15 protein-coding genes are annotated in these 18,553 nt (G+C 57.5%); 2 read left to right on the top strand and 13 right to left on the bottom strand.

Annotated features, from left to right (window positions below; translation table 11 throughout):
- Window positions 1–14: 14 nt before the first annotated feature.
- Complete coding sequence (locus tag AC6I7J_RS16945; RefSeq protein WP_498006233.1) at window positions 15–5,546, bottom strand: glutamate synthase-related protein; 5,532 nt, start codon at window positions 5,544–5,546, stop codon at window positions 15–17.
- An 884-nt stretch (window positions 5,547–6,430) separates the two neighbouring features.
- Between AC6I7J_RS16945 and arcB the strand changes: the two genes are divergently transcribed.
- A complete protein-coding gene (gene arcB, locus AC6I7J_RS16940) occupies window positions 6,431–8,764 on the top strand; it encodes an aerobic respiration two-component sensor histidine kinase ArcB (protein WP_498006231.1) in 2,334 nt (777 codons plus the stop codon).
- A gap of 257 nt (window positions 8,765–9,021) precedes the next feature.
- Here the strand turns inward: arcB and AC6I7J_RS16935 are convergent, their stop codons facing one another.
- On the bottom strand, window positions 9,022–9,357 hold the full coding sequence (locus tag AC6I7J_RS16935) for a hypothetical protein (RefSeq protein WP_104188002.1): 336 nt from the start codon (window positions 9,355–9,357) through the stop codon (window positions 9,022–9,024).
- A gap of 306 nt (window positions 9,358–9,663) precedes the next feature.
- On the opposite strand from AC6I7J_RS16935, the gene mtgA reads away from it, so the two are divergent.
- Window positions 9,664–10,386 (top strand): monofunctional biosynthetic peptidoglycan transglycosylase, encoded by a 723-nt coding sequence (gene mtgA, locus AC6I7J_RS16930; protein ID WP_031279742.1) that lies wholly within the window; start codon window positions 9,664–9,666, stop codon window positions 10,384–10,386.
- A gap of 5 nt (window positions 10,387–10,391) precedes the next feature.
- On the opposite strand, the gene npr is transcribed toward mtgA, so the two are convergent.
- From npr to AC6I7J_RS16875, 11 genes are all read right to left on the bottom strand, one after another.
- On the bottom strand, window positions 10,392–10,664 hold the full coding sequence (npr, locus tag AC6I7J_RS16925; protein WP_058759594.1) for a PTS phosphocarrier protein NPr: 273 nt from the start codon (window positions 10,662–10,664) through the stop codon (window positions 10,392–10,394).
- Entirely contained in the window at window positions 10,661–11,515 is an 855-nt protein-coding gene (gene rapZ / locus AC6I7J_RS16920) for an RNase adapter RapZ (protein ID WP_021507744.1), read from the bottom strand. Before rapZ ends, npr begins: the two co-directional genes overlap by 4 nt.
- 52 nt (window positions 11,516–11,567) lie before the next feature.
- A complete protein-coding gene (ptsN, locus tag AC6I7J_RS16915) occupies window positions 11,568–12,050 on the bottom strand; it encodes a PTS IIA-like nitrogen regulatory protein PtsN (protein WP_031279741.1) in 483 nt (160 codons plus the stop codon).
- Between the two features lie 166 nt (window positions 12,051–12,216).
- A complete protein-coding gene (gene hpf / locus AC6I7J_RS16910; protein WP_010618250.1) occupies window positions 12,217–12,504 on the bottom strand; it encodes a ribosome hibernation promoting factor in 288 nt (95 codons plus the stop codon).
- A gap of 21 nt (window positions 12,505–12,525) precedes the next feature.
- The gene (rpoN, locus tag AC6I7J_RS16905; RefSeq protein WP_031279740.1) at window positions 12,526–13,959 is read right to left on the bottom strand and encodes an RNA polymerase factor sigma-54; all 1,434 of its coding nucleotides are present in this window, start codon (window positions 13,957–13,959) and stop codon (window positions 12,526–12,528) included.
- A gap of 48 nt (window positions 13,960–14,007) precedes the next feature.
- The gene (lptB, locus tag AC6I7J_RS16900; RefSeq protein WP_010618248.1) at window positions 14,008–14,733 is read right to left on the bottom strand and encodes an LPS export ABC transporter ATP-binding protein; all 726 of its coding nucleotides are present in this window, start codon (window positions 14,731–14,733) and stop codon (window positions 14,008–14,010) included.
- A gap of 5 nt (window positions 14,734–14,738) precedes the next feature.
- Window positions 14,739–15,293 carry a lipopolysaccharide ABC transporter substrate-binding protein LptA gene (gene lptA, locus AC6I7J_RS16895; RefSeq protein ID WP_031279739.1) on the bottom strand — a complete coding sequence of 185 codons (555 nt, stop codon included), beginning with the start codon at window positions 15,291–15,293 and terminating at the stop codon, window positions 14,739–14,741.
- Window positions 15,268–15,840: an LPS export ABC transporter periplasmic protein LptC gene (lptC, locus tag AC6I7J_RS16890; protein ID WP_021507740.1), complete on the bottom strand. Its 573-nt coding sequence runs from the start codon at window positions 15,838–15,840 to the stop codon at window positions 15,268–15,270. The genes lptA and lptC overlap by 26 nt, the downstream gene beginning before the upstream one ends.
- Entirely contained in the window at window positions 15,837–16,403 is a 567-nt protein-coding gene (gene kdsC / locus AC6I7J_RS16885) for a 3-deoxy-manno-octulosonate-8-phosphatase KdsC (RefSeq protein ID WP_021507739.1), read from the bottom strand. The genes lptC and kdsC overlap by 4 nt, the downstream gene beginning before the upstream one ends.
- Before the next feature lie 13 nt (window positions 16,404–16,416).
- Entirely contained in the window at window positions 16,417–17,397 is a 981-nt protein-coding gene (kdsD, locus tag AC6I7J_RS16880) for an arabinose-5-phosphate isomerase KdsD (protein ID WP_021507738.1), read from the bottom strand.
- 12 nt (window positions 17,398–17,409) lie between these two features.
- Entirely contained in the window at window positions 17,410–18,393 is a 984-nt protein-coding gene (locus tag AC6I7J_RS16875) for a calcium/sodium antiporter (RefSeq protein WP_021507737.1), read from the bottom strand.
- Window positions 18,394–18,553 lie beyond the last annotated feature (160 nt).

The raw sequence follows: 18,553 nt of genomic DNA, 5'->3' as shown, positions 1-18,553 counted from the left end.
CTTTCGCAGCGCAATCAGGAGAGTTTCCCGACCGCGGCGGCAATCTCTGGCAGTGCGGCGCGTGCAAACAGCTCTTCAAAATCAGGTAGATGGCCCAGCACCTCACGGTTGCAGGCGTCCTGATAAATGATCCAGCCATAGGTTGCCAGGCTGTCCATGGAGCGAATGTTGCGCTGCGTCAGCGCGGCTTTGTAATCCGACATACGCTTGGCGGCGATCAGGCTTGCCAGCTCATCATCGCTGTAGTTCTCAATGGCCGCACGGGCATGACGCTGCAGCTTGCTGACCAGCGCGAAATCTTCGGTCATCAGCAGGTTGCGAACCGCTTTCTCGACTGCCGCGTCTTCCACCGCTGTGCCTTTCGGCAGTTTGCCCAGCGCCAGCTGCTGCGCGAAGCTCAGAACGGTGTAGTTATTCAGCAGAACAAACATCTCCTGCGTATCGGTCGCGCCGTAGGCCGGTACCGCACCGTCGGCGATGGTTTTGCCCGCACGCCAGGCTGATTTGAACTTGGCAACCTGATGCGCGGCCAGCGACGTGGACAGCTCTTCCAGTAAATCCTTACGCGTTTTCGCTTTCAGGATCTCGCCGCCGTCCTGGTACAGCAGCAGCGAGCGTGGCATCACGTAAACGAAGTGCTGACACTCGGTTTCCCAGTGCTCCAGCAGCCACGCCGCGCGCGGCGACTGGGTGGCTTCGAGGTGCCAGTGCAGCATGGTCAGCACTGCCTGCTTGTGCACCTGCGCCATTTCGTCTTCGTCAGCGATGGAGCCGAACAGCACCGAATCACCGGCGGCGTGCGCGGCCAGGGAACGGTACGGATCGTACTGATAGGCGAAGCCGCCGCTCATGCCGTTACCGAAACCTTTACCAAAGGTGCCGAGGTTAAGAATCGCGCCGTTGGTCATGTATTCACAGCAGAAGTCGCCGACGCCTTCCACCACCGCGGTGGCGCCTGAGTTACGCACGGCGAAACGGTCACCGGCCTGGCCCTGAACAAACAGACGACCGCCGGTCGCGCCGAACAGCGCAAAGTTACCGATCAGCACGTTGCCGTCGCTGTCCTGTGCGCCGCCGCCCGGTGACATCACCACCAGTTCGCCGCCACACTGACCTTTACCGACGCCATCGTTACAGGTGCCGTAATGCTTCATCTGCATGCCGTCGTTGCAGAACGCGCCAAATGACTGACCGGCTGACCCGCGGGTATCAATCTGCACTGTGCGCGGTGCCAGATATTTCCGGCCACGGTCATCCTGCAGTACCGCCGGCAGCGCGGCCAGCTGCTGCGCCGACAGCTCGTGGTTCAGCATGCGCTCAATATCGATCGCCAGCTGACCGCCAACGCTCTTGTTACGGTTGTTCAGCGTTACGCCGTTACCCAGCGTAATCTCGCGGCGGGCAGCATCAACCAGCTGCGCTTTCAGCTCGTCTGCCCAGCCATCGTCCAGCTCGAAATCTTTTTCCAGATACACCGGCTGAGCGATCTTCTGCTCCGGCACCACAGTCAGCATGGCGCGCAGATCGAGTTTGCCCACTTCCAGCGGATGATCCATCAGGTGCAGCAGGTCAGAGCGGCCGCGCGCTTCACGCAGCGAACGCAGACCGAGGCGTGCGAGGAACTCACGCACTTCCTGCGCCACGTTGATGAAGTACTGCGCCAGCTGACGCGGATCGCCATCGAAGGCTTCAGCGTTAGTGGTGAGGCCAGCCGGGCATTTGACGTTACAGTTTTTCGCCATCACGCATTTCAGCATCATCAGCGCGGTGGTGCCGAACTCGAAGCTGTCGCCGCCGAGCAGCGCTGATTTGATCACGTCGCTGCCGGTCTGCTGTGCGCCGGAGCAGCGCAGCTGCACTTTGTCACGCAGCCCGTTAGCGCACAGCGCCTGGTGTACTTCGGCGATACCGATTTCTGCCACGCGCCCGGTGTATTTCAGGCTGGTGACCGACGCCGCGCCGGTGCCGCCGGTGTTACCGGCGACGTTGATGACGTCTGCGCCGGCTTTTGCCACGCCGACTGCGATAGTACCGATGCCTTCAGACGACACCAGTTTGACGATAACGCGCACGCGCGCCGCTTTACAGTCGTGGATCAGCTGCGCCAAATCCTCGATAGAATAAGTATCGTGATGCGGCGGCGGTGATACCAGCTCAACGCCCGGCGTACCGCCACGCGCGGCCGCAATCTCCACCGTCACTTTCGGTGCTGGCAGCTGACCGCCTTCGCCCGGTTTAGCGCCCTGGCCGATTTTGATCTCCAGCTCTTCCAGCATCGGGTCGGCCAGATAAGCCGCCCACACGCCGAAACGACCGGACGCCAGCTGTTTGATGCGCGATGCGCGAATGGTGCCGTGACGTGAATAGTGTTCGCCACCTTCACCACAGTTACTCATTCCGCCCACCATATTGGTGCCGTGCGCCACCGCTTCGTGCGCCGGCGCGACCAGCGCGCCGTGGCTCATGGCGCCTGAGGCGAAGGTACGGGTGATTTCGTGCGCCGGCTGGACCTCTTCCAGCGGCAGCGAGGGCAGCGCGGTAAAGATTTTTGCCAGATAGTCTGCTGCCTGACCGTAAGCGGTAATGTACAACACGCCTTCAGTGATGCTGCTGCTTTCGATCTCATCGTTAAAGCGGGTTTTCAGCGCGCGTGACAGCGCGGCCAGACGCTCGCTCTCCGGCTTCAGGCCGGCAATGGCATCAATCAGACGCAGCTCAAACTGGTTGAGGCTGCCGTTCACCGCTTCGCAGCGCAGGCCGCGAATGGCGAAGCCGTTGTTGACCAGCGAGTAGCGGCCCAGCTTGCGGCCAAATTCGGCTTCGCTGTCCACGTGGGTCAGATCGCACGGCAGCGCGAGGATGTCGCGCAGTGCCGCCGGACGACGCTTACGCTCAGCGTGCATCAGGCTGGAGAACTGACGGTAATCCGGCGTGATAGCAAAGCTGTCGATCACCGCATTCGGGATGCGCTCGAAGCTGCTGTCTTTAAACGACTCGGCTTTGATGCTGAACGCGTTGTCCAGCCTGGCCAGCGTCATCAGACGGATAAAGTTGTCCTCTTCGCGCGCTTTGTCGGCGAAACGAATCGGCTGCTCTGTCATATCAATAAAGGTACGTACCGCGATGGTGCCATACGAGTGGCCCGCACCCTCAGAACGTTCTTTGAACAGACCCAGCAGTGGCACTTCGGCTTCGCCCTGAATTTTCAGCGCGCTCTGGTGCCAGTCCACCGCCATCTGCGCGATGGCCGGGAAGCCCGCGCCGCCTACCGGGGTTTTGATATTCGGGAAATATTTCTTCAGCACCGGATCTTCGGTATCGAGGAAGTTCGGCTCGAAGAACTCACCGCAGCTGTAGCTCTCAACGGTACACAGGCCCACTTTGCCCATGGTTTTCATCAGCGCTTTTTCTGCCGCTTTGGCATAGCGTTTGAACGCTTTGTTGCCTTCTTCACCTTCGCCAAACTTCTCTTCTGCACGCATCTGTACGCCCAGCGGATACACGGCAGAGGCGCCGAAGCCGAGCGTGGCGGCGATATGGTGTGAGGAGATGCTCTGGCCGCTCTCGACCACCAGTGACACATCCAGACGCAGGCCTTCCTGCACCAGACGCTGGTTGATGGCCGACACCATCAGCAGCATCGGAATGGCAGCATGAGTTGAAGAGATATGGCGATCGGTAATCACCGCGATGCCGCCCTGCTGACGGGCAAAATCCACCACCTGCTGCGCCAGGTTATCGATAGCGTTTTCCAGCGCTTTGGCGTTGGCGGCGCGGCTGACGATGTCTTTACCGATGACTGGCTCATACAGCATCTCGAAGCGCGCATACGGCGCCACTTTCTGCTCGCGCAGACGCAGCATGTCCAGGTGCGTCAGAATTGGGCTTGGCACGATGATCTGCTGGCCTTTACTGCGGCCGAGGTGCGGTTTAGCGCCGAGCGCCACGCGCAGCGTCATGCCGTCCGCTTCACGGATGGAGTCGAGCGGCGGGTTGGTGACCTGTGCAAAGCGCTGCGAGAAGTAGTGCGCCATGCCGCCTTCATGATCGGACAGGCCATTGATGGCGTTGCCGTAACCCATCGCGGAGATCTTCTCAGCGCCGGTTTGCAGCATCGGGTCCATCATGAATTTGAAGCTTTCCTGGTTGTAGTAGTAAGCCACAAAGCGCTGATAGGTTTTCAGGTCGCCGCGATAGCGCAGCGGCGAGCCGAGTTTCTCTGCCGGCACTTCCGGCAGCTGCTGCAGTTCAACGCGTGCCGCCTGCACCAGGGAGAGATAATCTTTTTCCGCCGCCAGCTTTTCCAGCGCCTGCACGGTGGTGTAAGAGCGTTTCTCTTTGTGATCGTAATAGAGCATGCCGCCAGCTTCGATACGGCCACGGCGCAGCACGCTCTCCGGTGGGAAGGCGATCTGGCCGGCTTCTGACATCGCACCGATGTATTCAGCGGTTTCTACGGAGCGCAGCGGACGCAGACCAAGACGGTCCAGCCGTGCGCCAATCACTTCGCCGTTACCGAAGATCAGCGCGGCGGGGCCGTCGTTCTTCTCTTCATACAGCGAGAAGTATTCGAGCATGGCGCGCACTTCAGCCGACAGCGAGGTGTCGTTTTCCCACGCCGGCGGCATCATTGAAACCACGGCGTTGATCAGATCGAGGTTATCTTCCATCAGACGGCTGTGGATGCTCTGATCGAGACGTGAACTGTCAGACTGGCCTTTTGGCCGCACGATCTTTTTGCCGCGCGCCAGCATCAGTGCCGCTTCCGCGATGCGGTTTTTACGGTCCGTGTTCAGCTCACCGTTGTGCGCCATCAGACGGAACGGCTGCGCCATCGTGGTATGCGGATCGGTATTGGTGGAGAAGCGGGTATGGAAAAACAGTCCGCGCACCTGATGATCGGGATCGGTCAGATCTTTGAAGTAGGGAATCACTTCGTTGGAGTTCAGGCGGGCTTTGAACACCTGAGTACGCGACGACAGCGACAGCGGATAAAGGCCGCCGAATTCGCTTTCGGTAAAAGCGCGTGCTTCGATGTCCAGCAGCGCACGGTAAATGTGGCGCTCGAAGTCGCTCTGCTCGGTAACGTCCTGCGGTGCGGCAAACACCCACTGCACGATCGGCAGCTGGAACTGCTGTGCGGCCGGGCGCGTGACGCTGTTGTCCAGCGGCATATCACGCTTCAGCAGCACCGGGAAGTTGTAAGCGGCCAGCGTCTCTTCAACCAGACGCTCTGCGTTCGTGCGCAGCGCCGCATCTTTTGGCACAAAGAAGTTGCCCACGCCAAAGCGGCCCGCTTCCAGCGCCTGACCGGTCAGCTTACGGAAGAAGTTCAGGGAGAGGTCAACGTTAACGCCTGCACCATCGCCCACACCCTCTGCAGACATCCCGCCACGGTGCGGTACCGTGCACAGGGCGCTATGCGCCATCTGCAGGATTTCATGGGTCTGCTCGCCGTCCTTGCGGGTAATAAAACCTACACCACAGCTGTCGCTTCCTGCTGATGGATCATACAAACCCCAGGGGTTAGGTTGTTGAGTGGACATTGAGGGTCTCCTTAAACTGCTTTAGACATTACCTGCATTATTTCAGGCACAGAGCGCTGCTGCGTGCTGTATCAATTTGTTTTCGCGCGCTTTTACGCGGACGTCGCAACACCGGACAACGACAATCAAGGCACTGATTCACGTCCTTGATTGGCTGTCCATAAAATCCGGTCTCTAAGGGAGATAACTTGCATCCAGAGGGAGTCTTCTTGCTGCATAGATATGCCGAGACACAGTCCCGACTGGAAAGCATCCAGCGGAATTCCAACTTATCGGGAAAGCGAACTCAGGTCAAATAGCCAGCTTTATTACGGTTAATCAGCCTTTTTGCGATTTAACTGTATGATTATTATGTTTTTATTACGTAAATATATGTCAATCTGACCTTTCTGATTCCCTTATGAAGTGTGAGCCGTCTCACTGTGTGATCGGCCTCATATTTCCAGACCATGCTGTTGAATGTGGGGATGCCAGCACAAAATTCTGTTTGGACCGTTTCGTGCACAGCATGTATCTGTTTTTCTTATGGCGGAACATTTGAATCAAAACGCGGTTGCCATTAGTAAAATTAATTAACCAGGGTGTGATTAAAACAGCACTTAAGCTGAATGGATATGCAATAACGGAAGGCAACCATCAGGAGGGATGGCTGCAGAAAGCGGATGCGCCGGGCACGCGGCACCGGGACCCGCAAAAGCGCGGCCCTCCAGATTATTCAGTTAGCAGAATTAGTCAAGCGCTTTAGGCATAAAGGCGGGAACGTCGGCGAAACGCCGCGCTGTTGCACCATAACAGGGCGTAAAGTCAGTCCGCACGGCGCGTGCGGCGGCGCAGCGCGCAGATAATTACGCTATGATGAGCCAGATTCGTTCAGGGAGCGCGTAATGAAACAGATTCGTCTTTTAGCACAGTACTACGTGGATTTAATGGTCAAGCTCGGGCTGGTGCGGTTTTCGCTGCTGCTGGCTTCGGCGCTGGTGGTGCTGGCAATGGTGGTGCAGATGGCGGTCACCATGGTGCTGCGTGGCCACGTTGAAAGTATCGACGTCGTGCGTTCGGTGTTTTTTGGCCTGCTGATTACCCCGTGGGCGGTCTACTTTCTCTCCGTGGTGGTCGATCAGCTGGAGGAGTCGCGCCAGCGGCTGTCGAAGCTGGTGGATAAGCTGGAGGAGATGCGCACGCGCGACCTTGAACTGAATCAGCAGATGAAAGAGACCATCAGCCAGCTGAACCAGGAAATCAGCGACCGTATTAAAGCAGAGCAGGCGCGCGAGCAGGTGATGGATAAGCTGCGCGAAGAGATGACGCGGCGTGAACAGGCGCAGATTGAGCTGGAGCAGCAATCTTCCTTCCTGCGTTCGTTCCTTGATGCCTCGCCTGACCTGGTGTTCTATCGCAACATCGACAAACAGTTCTCCGGCTGTAACCGCGCCATGGAACTGCTCACCGGCCTGAGCGAGAAGCAGCTGATTGGCCTGACGCCGCGCGACATTTATGACGAAGATGCCGCCACCAAAGTGCTGGAGACCGATGAGAAGGTGTTTCGCCACAATGTGTCGCTCACCTATGAACAGTGGCTGCAGTATCCGGACGGGCGCAAAGCCTGCTTTGAAATCCGCAAAGTGCCGTATTACGACCGCGTCGGTAAGCGCAGCGGCCTGATGGGCTTCGGACGCGATATTACCGAGCGTAAGCGCTATCAGGACGCGCTGGAGAACGCCAGCCGTGAAAAGACCACCTTTATCTCCACCATCAGCCACGAGCTGCGTACGCCGCTTAACGGCATCGTCGGGTTAAGCCGCATCCTGCTGGATACCGATCTCAACCAGGAGCAGCTGAAGTACCTGAAAACCATTCACGTCTCGGCCATCACCCTCGGCAACATCTTTAATGATGTGATTGAAGTCGACAAGATTGAGCGGCGCAAAGTGCAGCTGGATAACCAGCCGCTGGATTTCACCGGCTTCCTCGCCGACCTGGAAAACCTCTCCGGCCTGCTGGCGCAGCCGAAAGGTCTGAAGTTTGTCATGGCACCGGAGTTGCCGCTGCCGCACAAAATCTCCGCCGACGGCACGCGCCTGCGCCAGATTCTGTGGAACCTGATCGGCAATGCCGTGAAGTTTACCCGGCAGGGCGAAATCGTGGTGCGCGTCGCCTATCGCCAGGACGAAACGCTGCACTTTGAGGTGCAGGACTCCGGGATGGGCATTCCGCAGGAAGAGCAGGACAAAATCTTCGCCATGTATTACCAGGTAAAAGATCAGCACGGCGGTAAACCGGCCACCGGCACCGGGATTGGCCTGGCGGTGTCACGCCGGCTGGCGCAGGCGATGGGCGGCGACATTACTGTTAGCAGCGCACCGGGTCAGGGCTCGTGCTTTACCGTGGAAATCCACGCGCCGCGCGTGGCGGATGAAGTGGAAGATGAGGATCAGGACGACAGCATGCCGCTGCCGGCGCTGCACGTGCTGCTGGTAGAAGACATCGAACTCAACGTGATTGTGGCGCGCTCGGTACTGGAGAAGCTGGGTTGCAGCGTGGAGGTGGCGATGACCGGCGGTGAGGCGCTGGCGATGTTCGATCCGCAGGAGTTCGACCTGGTGCTGCTGGATATCCAGCTGCCGGACATGACCGGCCTCGATGTGTCGCGCGCCATTCATCAGCAGCATGCCGGCGTGACGCTGCCGCCGCTGGTCGCGCTGACTGCCAACGTGCTGAAGGATAAAAAAGAGTATCTCGATGCCGGCATGGACGATGTGCTGAGCAAACCGCTGGCGGTGCCAGCGCTGACCGCGATGATCAAGAAATTCTGGGATTACCAGGCTGAAGCGGAAGCGGTGGTGAGTGACGCCGACGCGGAACAGTCACGCACGCTGCTGGATGTCGACATGCTGGAGCAGTATATCGAGCTGGTTGGTCCGGGGCTGATCACCCAAAGCCTGACGATGTTCGAGCAGATGATGCCGGGTTATCTTGAGGTGCTGGACTCCAATATGATGGCGCGTGACCAGAAGGGCATCGCCGAAGAGGGGCACAAAATCAAAGGCGCGGCGGGCTCCGTCGGCCTGTTGCATCTGCAGAATCTGGCGAAACAGATTCAGTCACCGGAATTGCCGGCCTGGTGGGATAACGTGCAGGAGTGGGTTGACGAGCTGAAGCACGAGTGGCGGCACGACGTTGAAGTATTACGGAACTGGGTTGCGGAGCGGGAAAAATAGCGCGGGCCAGAAAAAAAATGACCCCAGTCGAAACCGGGGTGCGCGAATACTGCGCCAACACCAGGGAAATGGGCGCTGCTGCTATTATTAGAAATCGAATACAAAAGCAACAGCGTGGTATTGGTTAACGCTTCAAAATCACCTTAGCAAATTCGCCACAGCTTGTGACAAGATTCATTAAATTGTGTGATGTTGAGCAGCGTTTAAATACAGAAAACATTAATTTGCTGACACAGTCAAGCAAGGAATCAATTTCTTTAGCGTATTGCACTATTTTTGAGCAAATGTTCGGTTTTTTGCCTGGTTTTCCCACAGTCGCGGTCCGGAAAGCGCTGCGCAGCGAAGGGAAACGGCAAAAAGCGCAGCGCAACGGCCGTTTTTATGCTCATGTTATTGATTCTAATAATGAATAACCAGATTTTGCCGCGGTTATCCAAAACGTTTTGGAAACCCCCGGCTGAAAGTTCCAGTTCGGGCATTGAACGGTTAGCGTAAACCGGATGGGCGGTAAAACGTTTTACAGGTTGCGCCCTGGCCTGAAGCGTAATTGTCGCTATTTGCGCCGTGTTTTTCAGAATGGTCTCGGTTGTCAATGAACATCTTCACTGACTACTAAAGATGATAGTTAAACATTGTGAAAGGTTTAACGTGAGCAGTATCACAATCGGTTAAGTATTTATGCCCGTGGGCGCTGCGCGATTTTTCTGCATGGAACCGATTCCTTTTTGCCGGAAGTGCTTGATGCGACTGGCTCTAATAGAGGAACGATGGTTGCCCGCGCAATGAGTTTGGCTGGTGGTCGCGATGCCGCAGAGATAAAATTCCGGCTTGCATCACCGCTATTTGAAATCATGACCTGAGTAATTGATTAATCCAGGGAACCGGTAAGAGACGATTGCATGAGTAAGAGTAAAGGGAAGATGGTCCAGCGCCTGAAGCGGCTGGCTGGCAGGGTGCTTCTGGCATGGCTGGGTCTGTGGCTGGCCGGTATTGTGCTGTTCGCATTTTTGCCGGTGCCGTTTTCGGCGGTAATGGTGGAGCGGCAGCTTGGCGCGTGGTTCAGCGGACGCTTCGATTATGTCGCCCATTCAGACTGGGTGGGAATGGATGAGATTTCACCGTGGATGGCGCTGGCGGTGATCGCCTCGGAAGATCAGAAGTTTCCTGAGCACTGGGGCTTTGACGTGCATGCCATTCAGCAGGTGCTGGACAATGACGGCAGCGAACGGATGCGCGGCGCTTCAACGCTGTCTCAGCAGACGGCGAAGAATCTGTTCTTGTGGGATGGCCGCAGTTGGGTGCGCAAAGGGCTGGAGGCCGGGCTGACGGTGGGACTGGAAACGGTATGGACCAAACGCCGCATTCTGACGGTGTACCTGAATATTGCGGAATTCGGTAATGGAGTGTTTGGTGTGGAAGAGGCATCGCAGCGCTATTTCCACAAGCCTGCCAGCCGGCTGAGCATGGCGGAAGCCGCTTTGCTGGCGGCGGTGCTGCCGAATCCGATTCGCTTCCGCGCGGATGCACCGTCCGGCTACATTCGTCAGCGCCAGCAGTGGATTATGCGCCAGATGCGCCAGCTGGGCGGCGAGGGTTTTCTCAACCGTTACCAGCTGCACTGACGCGGTTAGTCTTCGTCAAAACCGGCTTCAAACAGCTCAATGACCGCGGCCAGCGCCTGGGTTTCCTGCGGGCCGCTGGCCTCGATTTCGATATGACCGCCTTTAGCGGAGTCGAGCATCAGTAGCGCAATCACGCTGCTGGCTTCGGCTTCGGTACCGGCCTCGTTACGCAGCAGCACTTCCGCATCAAAACTCTGCACCAGCTCAAATAGCTTCATCGCCGGGCGCGCATGCATACCCAGCTTATTTCGAATCTCAACGGTTTGCTTCACGGTCATGATTTGCGTTTTTCCAGGGTGCGATGACGGGACTGCACATTTTTACCGCGCGAACGGAAATAGTCTGCCAGCTGTTCGGCAATGTAGACCGAACGGTGCTTACCGCCGGTACAGCCAATCGCCACCGTCAGATAGCTGCGGTTATTGGTTTCCAGCATCGGCAGCCACAGCTCGAGATAGCTGCGCGTCTGGTAGATAAAGTTGTGCACTTCGGTGTGACGATCGAGGAAGGCCGCCACCGGACGATCGAGCCCGGTCATCGGACGCAGCTTCGGATCCCAGTGCGGGTTAGGCAGGAACCGCACGTCAAACACGTAATCGGCGTCGATCGGGATGCCGTGCTTGAAGCCGAAGGATTCAAACACCATGGTGAGTTCACGCTCACGCTTGCCCAGCAGGCGCGTGCGCAGCATTTCTGCCAGCTCATGCACCGACATCTCTGAGGTATCGATGATCAGATCGGCACGCGAGCGCAGCGGCTCCAGCAGATCGTTTTCCTCATCAATGGCGCTTTCCAGCGACAGATTTTTGCTGGAGAGCGGATGCAGGCGGCGCGTGTCGCTGTAGCGGCGGATCAGCGTGTTGCGATCGGCGTCCAGAAACAGCAGCTGCGGCGAGAACGCTTCCGGCAGATTGTTCAGTGCCTGCTCAAACACCTCCGGTGATTCCGGCATGTTGCGCACGTCAATGCTAACCGCCGCTGAGATATTGCGCTCGGTTAAGGTGTTCGCCAGCTCCGGCAGCAGCACCACCGGCAGGTTATCGACACAGTAGAAGCCCATATCCTCAAGGGCGCGCAGCGCGACTGATTTTCCTGAGCCTGACCGACCGCTAACGATCATCAGCACCATCACATTTCTCCCGTGTTAAACCGGCACGCAGGCCGGTAAAAGTGTCTGTCGCTTAAGCGTGATCTTCCTGAGCTTCTGTAATGATGGCGTAGAGCTCTTCATCGCTCTGTGCCGCGCGCAAACGGCGGCAGACGGTTTTATCCGCCAGGCGTTTCGCCACCAGCGACAGGGTGTGCAGATGGGTTTTGCACTGGTCTGCGGGCACCAGCAGGGCAAACAGCAGGTCAACCGGCTGGTTGTCGACGGCGTCAAAGGCGATAGGCTGGTCGAGGCTGATAAACACGCCAACGGCGCGCAGCGTATCCTCCTCCAGCTTGCCGTGCGGGATGGCGATGCCGTTGCCAATGCCGGTACTGCCCATGCGTTCACGGGTCAGGATGGCTTCAAAAAGCGTCTGGTGCGGCAGATTGAGCTGCTTAGCGGCCAGCTCGCTGATAATTTCCAGCGCGCGCTTTTTACTCTGGCAGTGTACGCCGCTGCGGGTGCAGTCCAGCGAAAGGACCGCGCTCAATTCCAGTGTCAGATCGTTGTTCATCATCGTTTCACTTGCGTGTTCACATAGCCGTAAGGCACGTACCGGGACACCGCGAACGGGCAGGGCAGGTGACTGCAGGCGCTTGCGCAGATGACAAAACGGGGCGGTGACCCGCCCCATTTCTCCTCTGAGTGCTGAACCCGTCAGCACTCTGCAAGCGTGAAGGTTAGTGTTTTTTCAGTTTGTCTTTGTGTTTGGTCAGCTGACGGGCCAGCTTGTCAATCAACCCGTCGATGGCCGCGTACATGTCTTCCGCTTCCGATGTGGCGTGCAGCTCCCCGCCGTTGACGTGCAGGGTTGCTTCCGCAATCTGCGTCACCTTCTCCACTTTCAGAACAATATAAACCTGATTGATACGATCAAAATAGTGTTCCAGTTTGGCAAATTTGTTATTTACAAATTCGCGCAGTGGGTCGGTTATCTCAACATTCAGTCCGGTAAGGTTTAGCTGCATAGGTCTTCCTTCTTGTTTCGGTCAAACCAGCTGCTTGCGCTGGTTTGATGGCGGTATAGATAAAGACTCGCGATACTTAGCAACCGTACGTCGCGCCACCATGATGCCCTGTTCAGATAACATGGAGGTCAGTTTGCTGTCGCTCAAGGGTTTTGCGGGATTTTCCGCGGAGATTAATTTTTTCACCAGTGCACGGATCGCCGTCGACGAGGCTTCGCCACCGCCTTCGGTGCTGACGTGACTGGAGAAAAAATACTTCAGTTCAAAAATGCCACGCGGGCTGTGCAAATACTTTTGCGTGGTGACGCGGGAAATGGTGGATTCATGCATATCCACGGCCTGGGCGATATCCGCCAGCACCATCGGACGCATATACTCTTCACCCTGTTCAAAAAACGCCTGCTGCTGTTCGACAATACAGCGCGTCACTTTCAGCAGCGTGTCGTTGCGGCTCTCCAGGCTCTTAATCAGCCAGCGGGCTTCCTGTAAGTTGCTGCGAATAAACTGACTGTCACTGTCATTACGCGCAGAACCGCCCATCGCGGCGTAATGCTGATTAATCTTCAGGCGCGGCAGGCTGTCAGCGTTCAGCTCCACCGTCCAGCGCGTGCCAGTCTTGCGCACCAGCACATCGGGAATTACATACTCGGGCTCGCTGGTATTGATGGACTGCCCGGGGCGCGGATCGAGCGACTGGATCAGCAGCATCGCTTCCTTCAGCACCTCTTCCTTCAGCCGCGTCACGCGCATCAGGCTGCGGAAATCGTGGTTAGCCAGCAGGTCGAGGTGCTCGCTGACAATCAGCCGTGCTTCGTTCAGCATCGGCATATCAGCCGCATACTGCGACAGCTGCACCAGCAGGCAGTCACGCAGATCGCGTGCGCCGACGCCCACCGGATCGAAACGCTGTACGCGCTTCAGCACCGCTTCCACCTCTTCCAGCGTCAGCTCTTCGTCACCAATACTGTCACAAATGTCCTGTAAGCTGACGGTGAGATAACCGGTATCGTCGATGGCATCGACGATGGAGGTAGCGATGGCGCGGTCGGTGTCGGTGAACGGCGTCAGTTCTACCTGCCACATCAGATAGTCCTGCAGCGACTGCGTGGTTTCACCCTGATACACCGGCAGCTCGTCGTCCTGGTAATCGGTGCCGGTGCCGGAGGGCGTGCCGGCCGTGTAGATCTCGTCCCAGGTAGCATCGAGCGGCAGCTCTTCCGGCATCTCTTTCTGTTCGAGTGCCTCACGGGTATCTAACGCCTCGTTCTCCTGAAATTCGCGGGCGTCGACTTCATCGTGCAGATCGGTTTGTTCAAGCAGCGGATTGCTTTCCAGCGCCAGTTGCAGTTCCTGCTGGAGTTCAAGCGTAGAGAGTTGCAGCAAGCGGATTGCCTGCTGCAACTGGGGGGTCATCGCCAGCTGTTGGCTGAGCCTGAGTTGCAAACCTTGCTTCATAATCCGGCTAGAATTTCCTAAGCAAATGTCGGGTATGCCGACACCTTATCAGAGTCTGAACTCTTCGCCCAAATAAACCCGCTTAACCTGCTCATCTGCAAGAATTTCATCTGGCGTGCCGTGGGCAATCAGATGGCCCTGGCTGACGATATATGCGCGCTCACACACCGCGAGCGTTTCACGCACGTTGTGGTCGGTGATCAGCACGCCGAGGCCGCTGTCACGCAGATGTTCGATGATCTTTTTGATATCGATAACGGAGATGGGGTCAACACCGGCAAAAGGTTCATCCAGCAGGATAAACTTTGGATTGGCGGCCAGCGCACGGGCAATCTCGACGCGGCGACGTTCACCGCCCGACAGCGCCTGGCCCATGCTGTCGCGCAGATGGCCGATGTGGAACTCGTCCATCAGCTCATTGGCGCGATCCTGACGCTGCTCTTCCGTCAGGTCGTCACGCACCTGCAGTACCGCCATCAGGTTGTCGTAGACGCTCAGACGGCGAAAGATCGACGCTTCCTGCGGCAGATAACCGATGCCGCGCCGCGCGCGCGCATGCAGCGGCAGAATACTGATATCTTCTTCATCAATGATGATGCGGCCGGCATCACGCGGCACGATGCCTACCACCATGTAGAAGGTGGTGGTTTTACCGGCCCCGTTGGGGCCCAGCAGGCCGACAATCTCGCCGGATTTCACCTGCAGGCTGACATCTTCTACTACGCGACGGCCTTTGTAGGCTTTCGCCAGGTTTTCAGCGACTAATGTGGCCATAGCGATCAGTTACTCTTTTTGGGGCTCGCAGACGAACCGTTTTTATCCTGCAACTGCGACGGCACCAGCACGGTGGTGACGCGCTTGCTCTGGCCCTGACTGTAGGCCTGCATTTTCTGCTCTTTCACCAGATAGGTGATGCGATCGCCTTTGATGTTGCTGTCCTGCTGCTCAATAAAGGCGTTGCCGGTCAGCTCGACGAAATCGTTGGCCAGCTCATAGTGCAGTTTGGCGGCGTGACCCTGCACCGGTTTGCCGTTGTCCTGCATCTGATAAAAGGTGGCCGGATTGCCGTAGGCATCGACGATGGTTTTGTTGCTGTCGCCGCCGGGACGGGTTACCACCACTTTATCGGCGGTAATTTTGATGGTGCCCTGGGTCACGATCACGTTACCGGTAAAGGTGGCGACGTTACCCTGCAAATCGAGCGCCTGGTTCACCGAGTCGATGTTAACCGGCTTGTCCGAATCGCCCGTTAACGCCAGCGCCGGCAGGCTGGTTGCCAGCAGCGCACTCACCAGCAGCAACTTAAGGCTATTTTTGTTCATTTTGAATTTCATAGGAGGTTTTGACCTTTTCAAGCAGCTCGGCATTCTTTGTCCGTAGGTTGCCGCGCATCTTCATGCCAGTGGAGTTAAAACTGCGGCCAAATAGGGTGACCTGATCGTCAGACGTCACATCCTGGCTGACCAGATTAACCTGAGCATTATCCGTGATGATGCGCTCAAGCTGGGAATCCTGCGTCAATGTGTGTACTTCAACGTGGCCATAAAGATACAGCATACGATCTTTCGTCAGCTTTGCCTTGTCAGCACGAACCGACCACGTGGGCACTTTGTTTTCGTCGTAAGTGGTCATCACCGGATTATCGAACCAGCTCACTTCTTCGGCCGAAAAGTAGGTCACTTTATCCGAGACCAGCTTATAGGCCAGCGCACCCGTCGGGTTATACACCACGGTGCTGGAGTTGGCGCTGGTGTAGGTCGGCGCCTGATCGTTGGTCGCCACCGGCGTGGCGCTGTCGTCCTGGTTGGTAAGATTCCAGCCGATCAGCACCAGGGCGATCAGCGCCAGAATCAGCGTTATCCAACGCCTGCTTTTACTCATACTGATTGCCCTTTGGCATCCTCAAATTTGTTCTGCGCCAGCAAAATCAGGTCGCATAGCTCACGTACTGCACCGCGACCGCCAGCAATGCGCGTCACGTAATGCGCGCGCGGCAGTAATACCGGATGCGCATCGGCGACGGCCACGCTCAGACCCGCCTGTGCCATTACCGGCCAGTCGATCAGGTCGTCACCAATATACGCGACCTGATCTGCCGATAGTGACAGTTTATCCAGGAGTTCGCGCCAGGCCAAAAGCTTATCCGACTGTCCCTGGTAAAGATGCGTAATGCCGAGCGTTTTACAGCGATCTTCCAGCAGTTTAGCGCGACGGCCGGTAATAATAGCCACTTCGATGTCCGAGGTCAGCAGGCAGCGCACGCCGTAACCGTCGCGCACGTTAAAGGCCTTTAGCTCTTCACCGCTGTTGCCCATGTAAATCAGGCCGTCGGACATCACGCCATCGACATCGCAAATCAGCAGGCGGATGTTGGCCGCCCGCGCCATCACGTCGGCGCTCACCGGGCCGTAGCAGGTGTCGACCATCGTGGTTTCAGCACTCATTGTTGTTTCCCGTTCAGACCACGCCAGCGCGCAGCATGTCATGCATATGTACCACACCGAGCAGGCGATCGTCATCGGCCACCAGCAGCGCAGTGATGTTTTTGTTTTGCATCAGATTAAGCGCGTCCACCGCCAGCAGGTTAGGGCGCACGCGAATCCCGCCGCGCGTCATCACATCCTGGATGCGGGCCGACTGGAAATCGATGCCCATATCGAAGATGCGGCGCAGGTCACCGTCCGTGAAAATCCCTTCGATTTTCATCAGGTCGTCGACAATCACCGTCAGGCCGAGGTTTTTGCGCGTGATTTCCAGCAGCGCGTCGCGCAACGAGGCGTCACGGGTGACGTGGGGAATTTCATCGCCGCTGTGCATAATGTCGCTGACGTGCAGCAGCAGTTTGCGCCCCAGCGCGCCGCCCGGGTGCGACAGCGCGAAATCTTCCTGCGTGAAGCCGCGCGCTTCCAGCAGCGCCACCGCCAGCGCATCGCCCATCACCAGCGTGGCGGTGGTGCTGGAGGTCGGTGCCAGCCCGAGCGGACAGGCTTCCTGCGGCACTTTCACGCATAAATGCACATCGGCAGCCCTGCCCATGGCGCTCTCCGGACGGCTGGTCAGGCAAATCAGCTGCACTTTCTGCCGTTTGAGCACCGGGATCAGCGCGAGGATTTCGCCTGACTCGCCGCTGTTCGAGATGGCGATCACCACATCGTTGGTGCTGACCATGCCGAGATCGCCGTGGCTGGCTTCACCCGGGTGGACGAAGAACGCCGGCGTGCCGGTGCTGGCGAAGGTGGCGGCCATTTTCTTGCCGATATGGCCGGATTTGCCCATGCCCATCACCACCACTTTGCCACGGCAGGCAAAGATCATTTCGCAGGCGCGGCTGAAGTCGGCGTTAATATACTGGTCGAGCTGTTCCAGCCCTTCGCGTTCAATGCGCAGTACCGCTTTACCTGCCTGCTGGAAGTCGAAATCCGGTTGCTGATGTGACATGGTCAGTCATCCTTAATAGCTTGCGATAAGCGTGGGGCTGAGCCACAGCCACAGCACCCACACGATAAATCCACCTAACAGCAGCGTGCCCGCTATGCGGCCGATGCGGCGCTTGCGCAGCAGGCACAGCAGGGCGAACAGCACGCTGACGCCCAGCATAATCCAGTAATCCCGTGCAAAGGCGTGCGCATCGATCGCGCCGGGATGCACCAGCGCCGGCAGGCCCAGCACAATCGCCAGATTGAAGATATTGGCGCCAATCAGGTTGCCGATGGCGATATCGTCTTCGCCTTTCAGCGCGCCGGCCAGCACCGTGGCCAGTTCCGGCAGGCTGGTCCCGACGGCAATCAGCGTCAGTCCCATCACCAGTTCGCTAACGCCGAAGTAATCCGCAAACACCGTGGCGTTGTCGATCACCATGCGCGTCGACATCGGCAGAATAATCAGCGCCACCGCCAGCCAGAGAAACGCCACTGTGTTGCCGCTTTCGTCGCGCGGCAGCTCCGCCAGTTGTTCACGCGTCAGGGTGTCATTATTATCGCGCTCGGCCCGCCGGGCGATGCGGATCGCCACCAGCAGATAACCCAGCGCCAGCAGCAGCAGTGCCACGCCATCCAGCCGGCTGAGCTGGTTATCAAACAGCATGATGCCGCTGAGCAGTGAGACCAGCAGCAGCAGAGGGAGTTCGCGGCGAATCAGATTGGAGTGTACGGTTAAAGGGTGCAGCAGCGCAGCGCCACCCAGAATCAGCAGAATATTGGTGATGTTCGAGCCCAGCGCGGTACCCACGGCTAAATCCATCTGACCATGCTGCGCGGCAGAAAACGAGACGATCAGTTCCGGCAGTGAAGTGCCAATGCTCACCACCGTCATGCCAATGATCAACGGGGGAATGCCAAGGGATCGACACAGGATCGCGGCGCTGAACACCAGGCGGTCAGCTCCGTAAGCCAGTAAAATCAATCCGATAAACAGCAGGGCAGTGGCTACGAACATGAAAAATCCTTGATGGATAACGGTGCCGGCAAACCTTGTCCGACAGGTAAAAGCAGTGCGCGTGCGGAATCAGGCGCTGATTTTGACTGTCTGAGAGGCAAAAGTAAATTTTAAGGCCGTTTTCGCCACACCGGACGGGTAAGTTTCTGTAAAACTATCG

The sequence above is a fragment of the Type-C symbiont of Plautia stali genome, assembly GCF_059730935.1.
The sequence above is the reverse complement of the archived record's forward strand: the minus strand, read 5'-3'. Positions and strand labels throughout refer to the sequence as shown.

Excerpts from the sequence above, each read along its gene's own strand:
- rapZ (WP_021507744.1), bottom strand. The coding sequence starts at position 11,515 with ATGGTGCTGATGATCGTTAGCGGTCGGTCAGGCTCAGGAAAATCAGTC.
- AC6I7J_RS16945 (WP_498006233.1), bottom strand. The coding sequence starts at position 5,546 with ATGTCCACTCAACAACCTAACCCCTGGGGTTTGTATGATCCATCAGCA.
- ptsN (WP_031279741.1), bottom strand. The coding sequence starts at position 12,050 with ATGAACAACGATCTGACACTGGAATTGAGCGCGGTCCTTTCGCTGGAC.
- AC6I7J_RS16875 (WP_021507737.1), bottom strand. The coding sequence starts at position 18,393 with ATGTTCGTAGCCACTGCCCTGCTGTTTATCGGATTGATTTTACTGGCT.
- arcB (WP_498006231.1), top strand. The coding sequence starts at position 6,431 with ATGAAACAGATTCGTCTTTTAGCACAGTACTACGTGGATTTAATGGTC.
- mtgA (WP_031279742.1), top strand. The coding sequence starts at position 9,664 with ATGAGTAAGAGTAAAGGGAAGATGGTCCAGCGCCTGAAGCGGCTGGCT.
- lptA (WP_031279739.1), bottom strand. The coding sequence starts at position 15,293 with ATGAAATTCAAAATGAACAAAAATAGCCTTAAGTTGCTGCTGGTGAGT.
- lptC (WP_021507740.1), bottom strand. The coding sequence starts at position 15,840 with ATGAGTAAAAGCAGGCGTTGGATAACGCTGATTCTGGCGCTGATCGCC.
- npr (WP_058759594.1), bottom strand. The coding sequence starts at position 10,664 with ATGACCGTGAAGCAAACCGTTGAGATTCGAAATAAGCTGGGTATGCAT.
- kdsD (WP_021507738.1), bottom strand. The coding sequence starts at position 17,397 with ATGTCACATCAGCAACCGGATTTCGACTTCCAGCAGGCAGGTAAAGCG.
- hpf (WP_010618250.1), bottom strand. The coding sequence starts at position 12,504 with ATGCAGCTAAACCTTACCGGACTGAATGTTGAGATAACCGACCCACTG.
- lptB (WP_010618248.1), bottom strand. The coding sequence starts at position 14,733 with ATGGCCACATTAGTCGCTGAAAACCTGGCGAAAGCCTACAAAGGCCGT.
- kdsC (WP_021507739.1), bottom strand. The coding sequence starts at position 16,403 with ATGAGTGCTGAAACCACGATGGTCGACACCTGCTACGGCCCGGTGAGC.
- rpoN (WP_031279740.1), bottom strand. The coding sequence starts at position 13,959 with ATGAAGCAAGGTTTGCAACTCAGGCTCAGCCAACAGCTGGCGATGACC.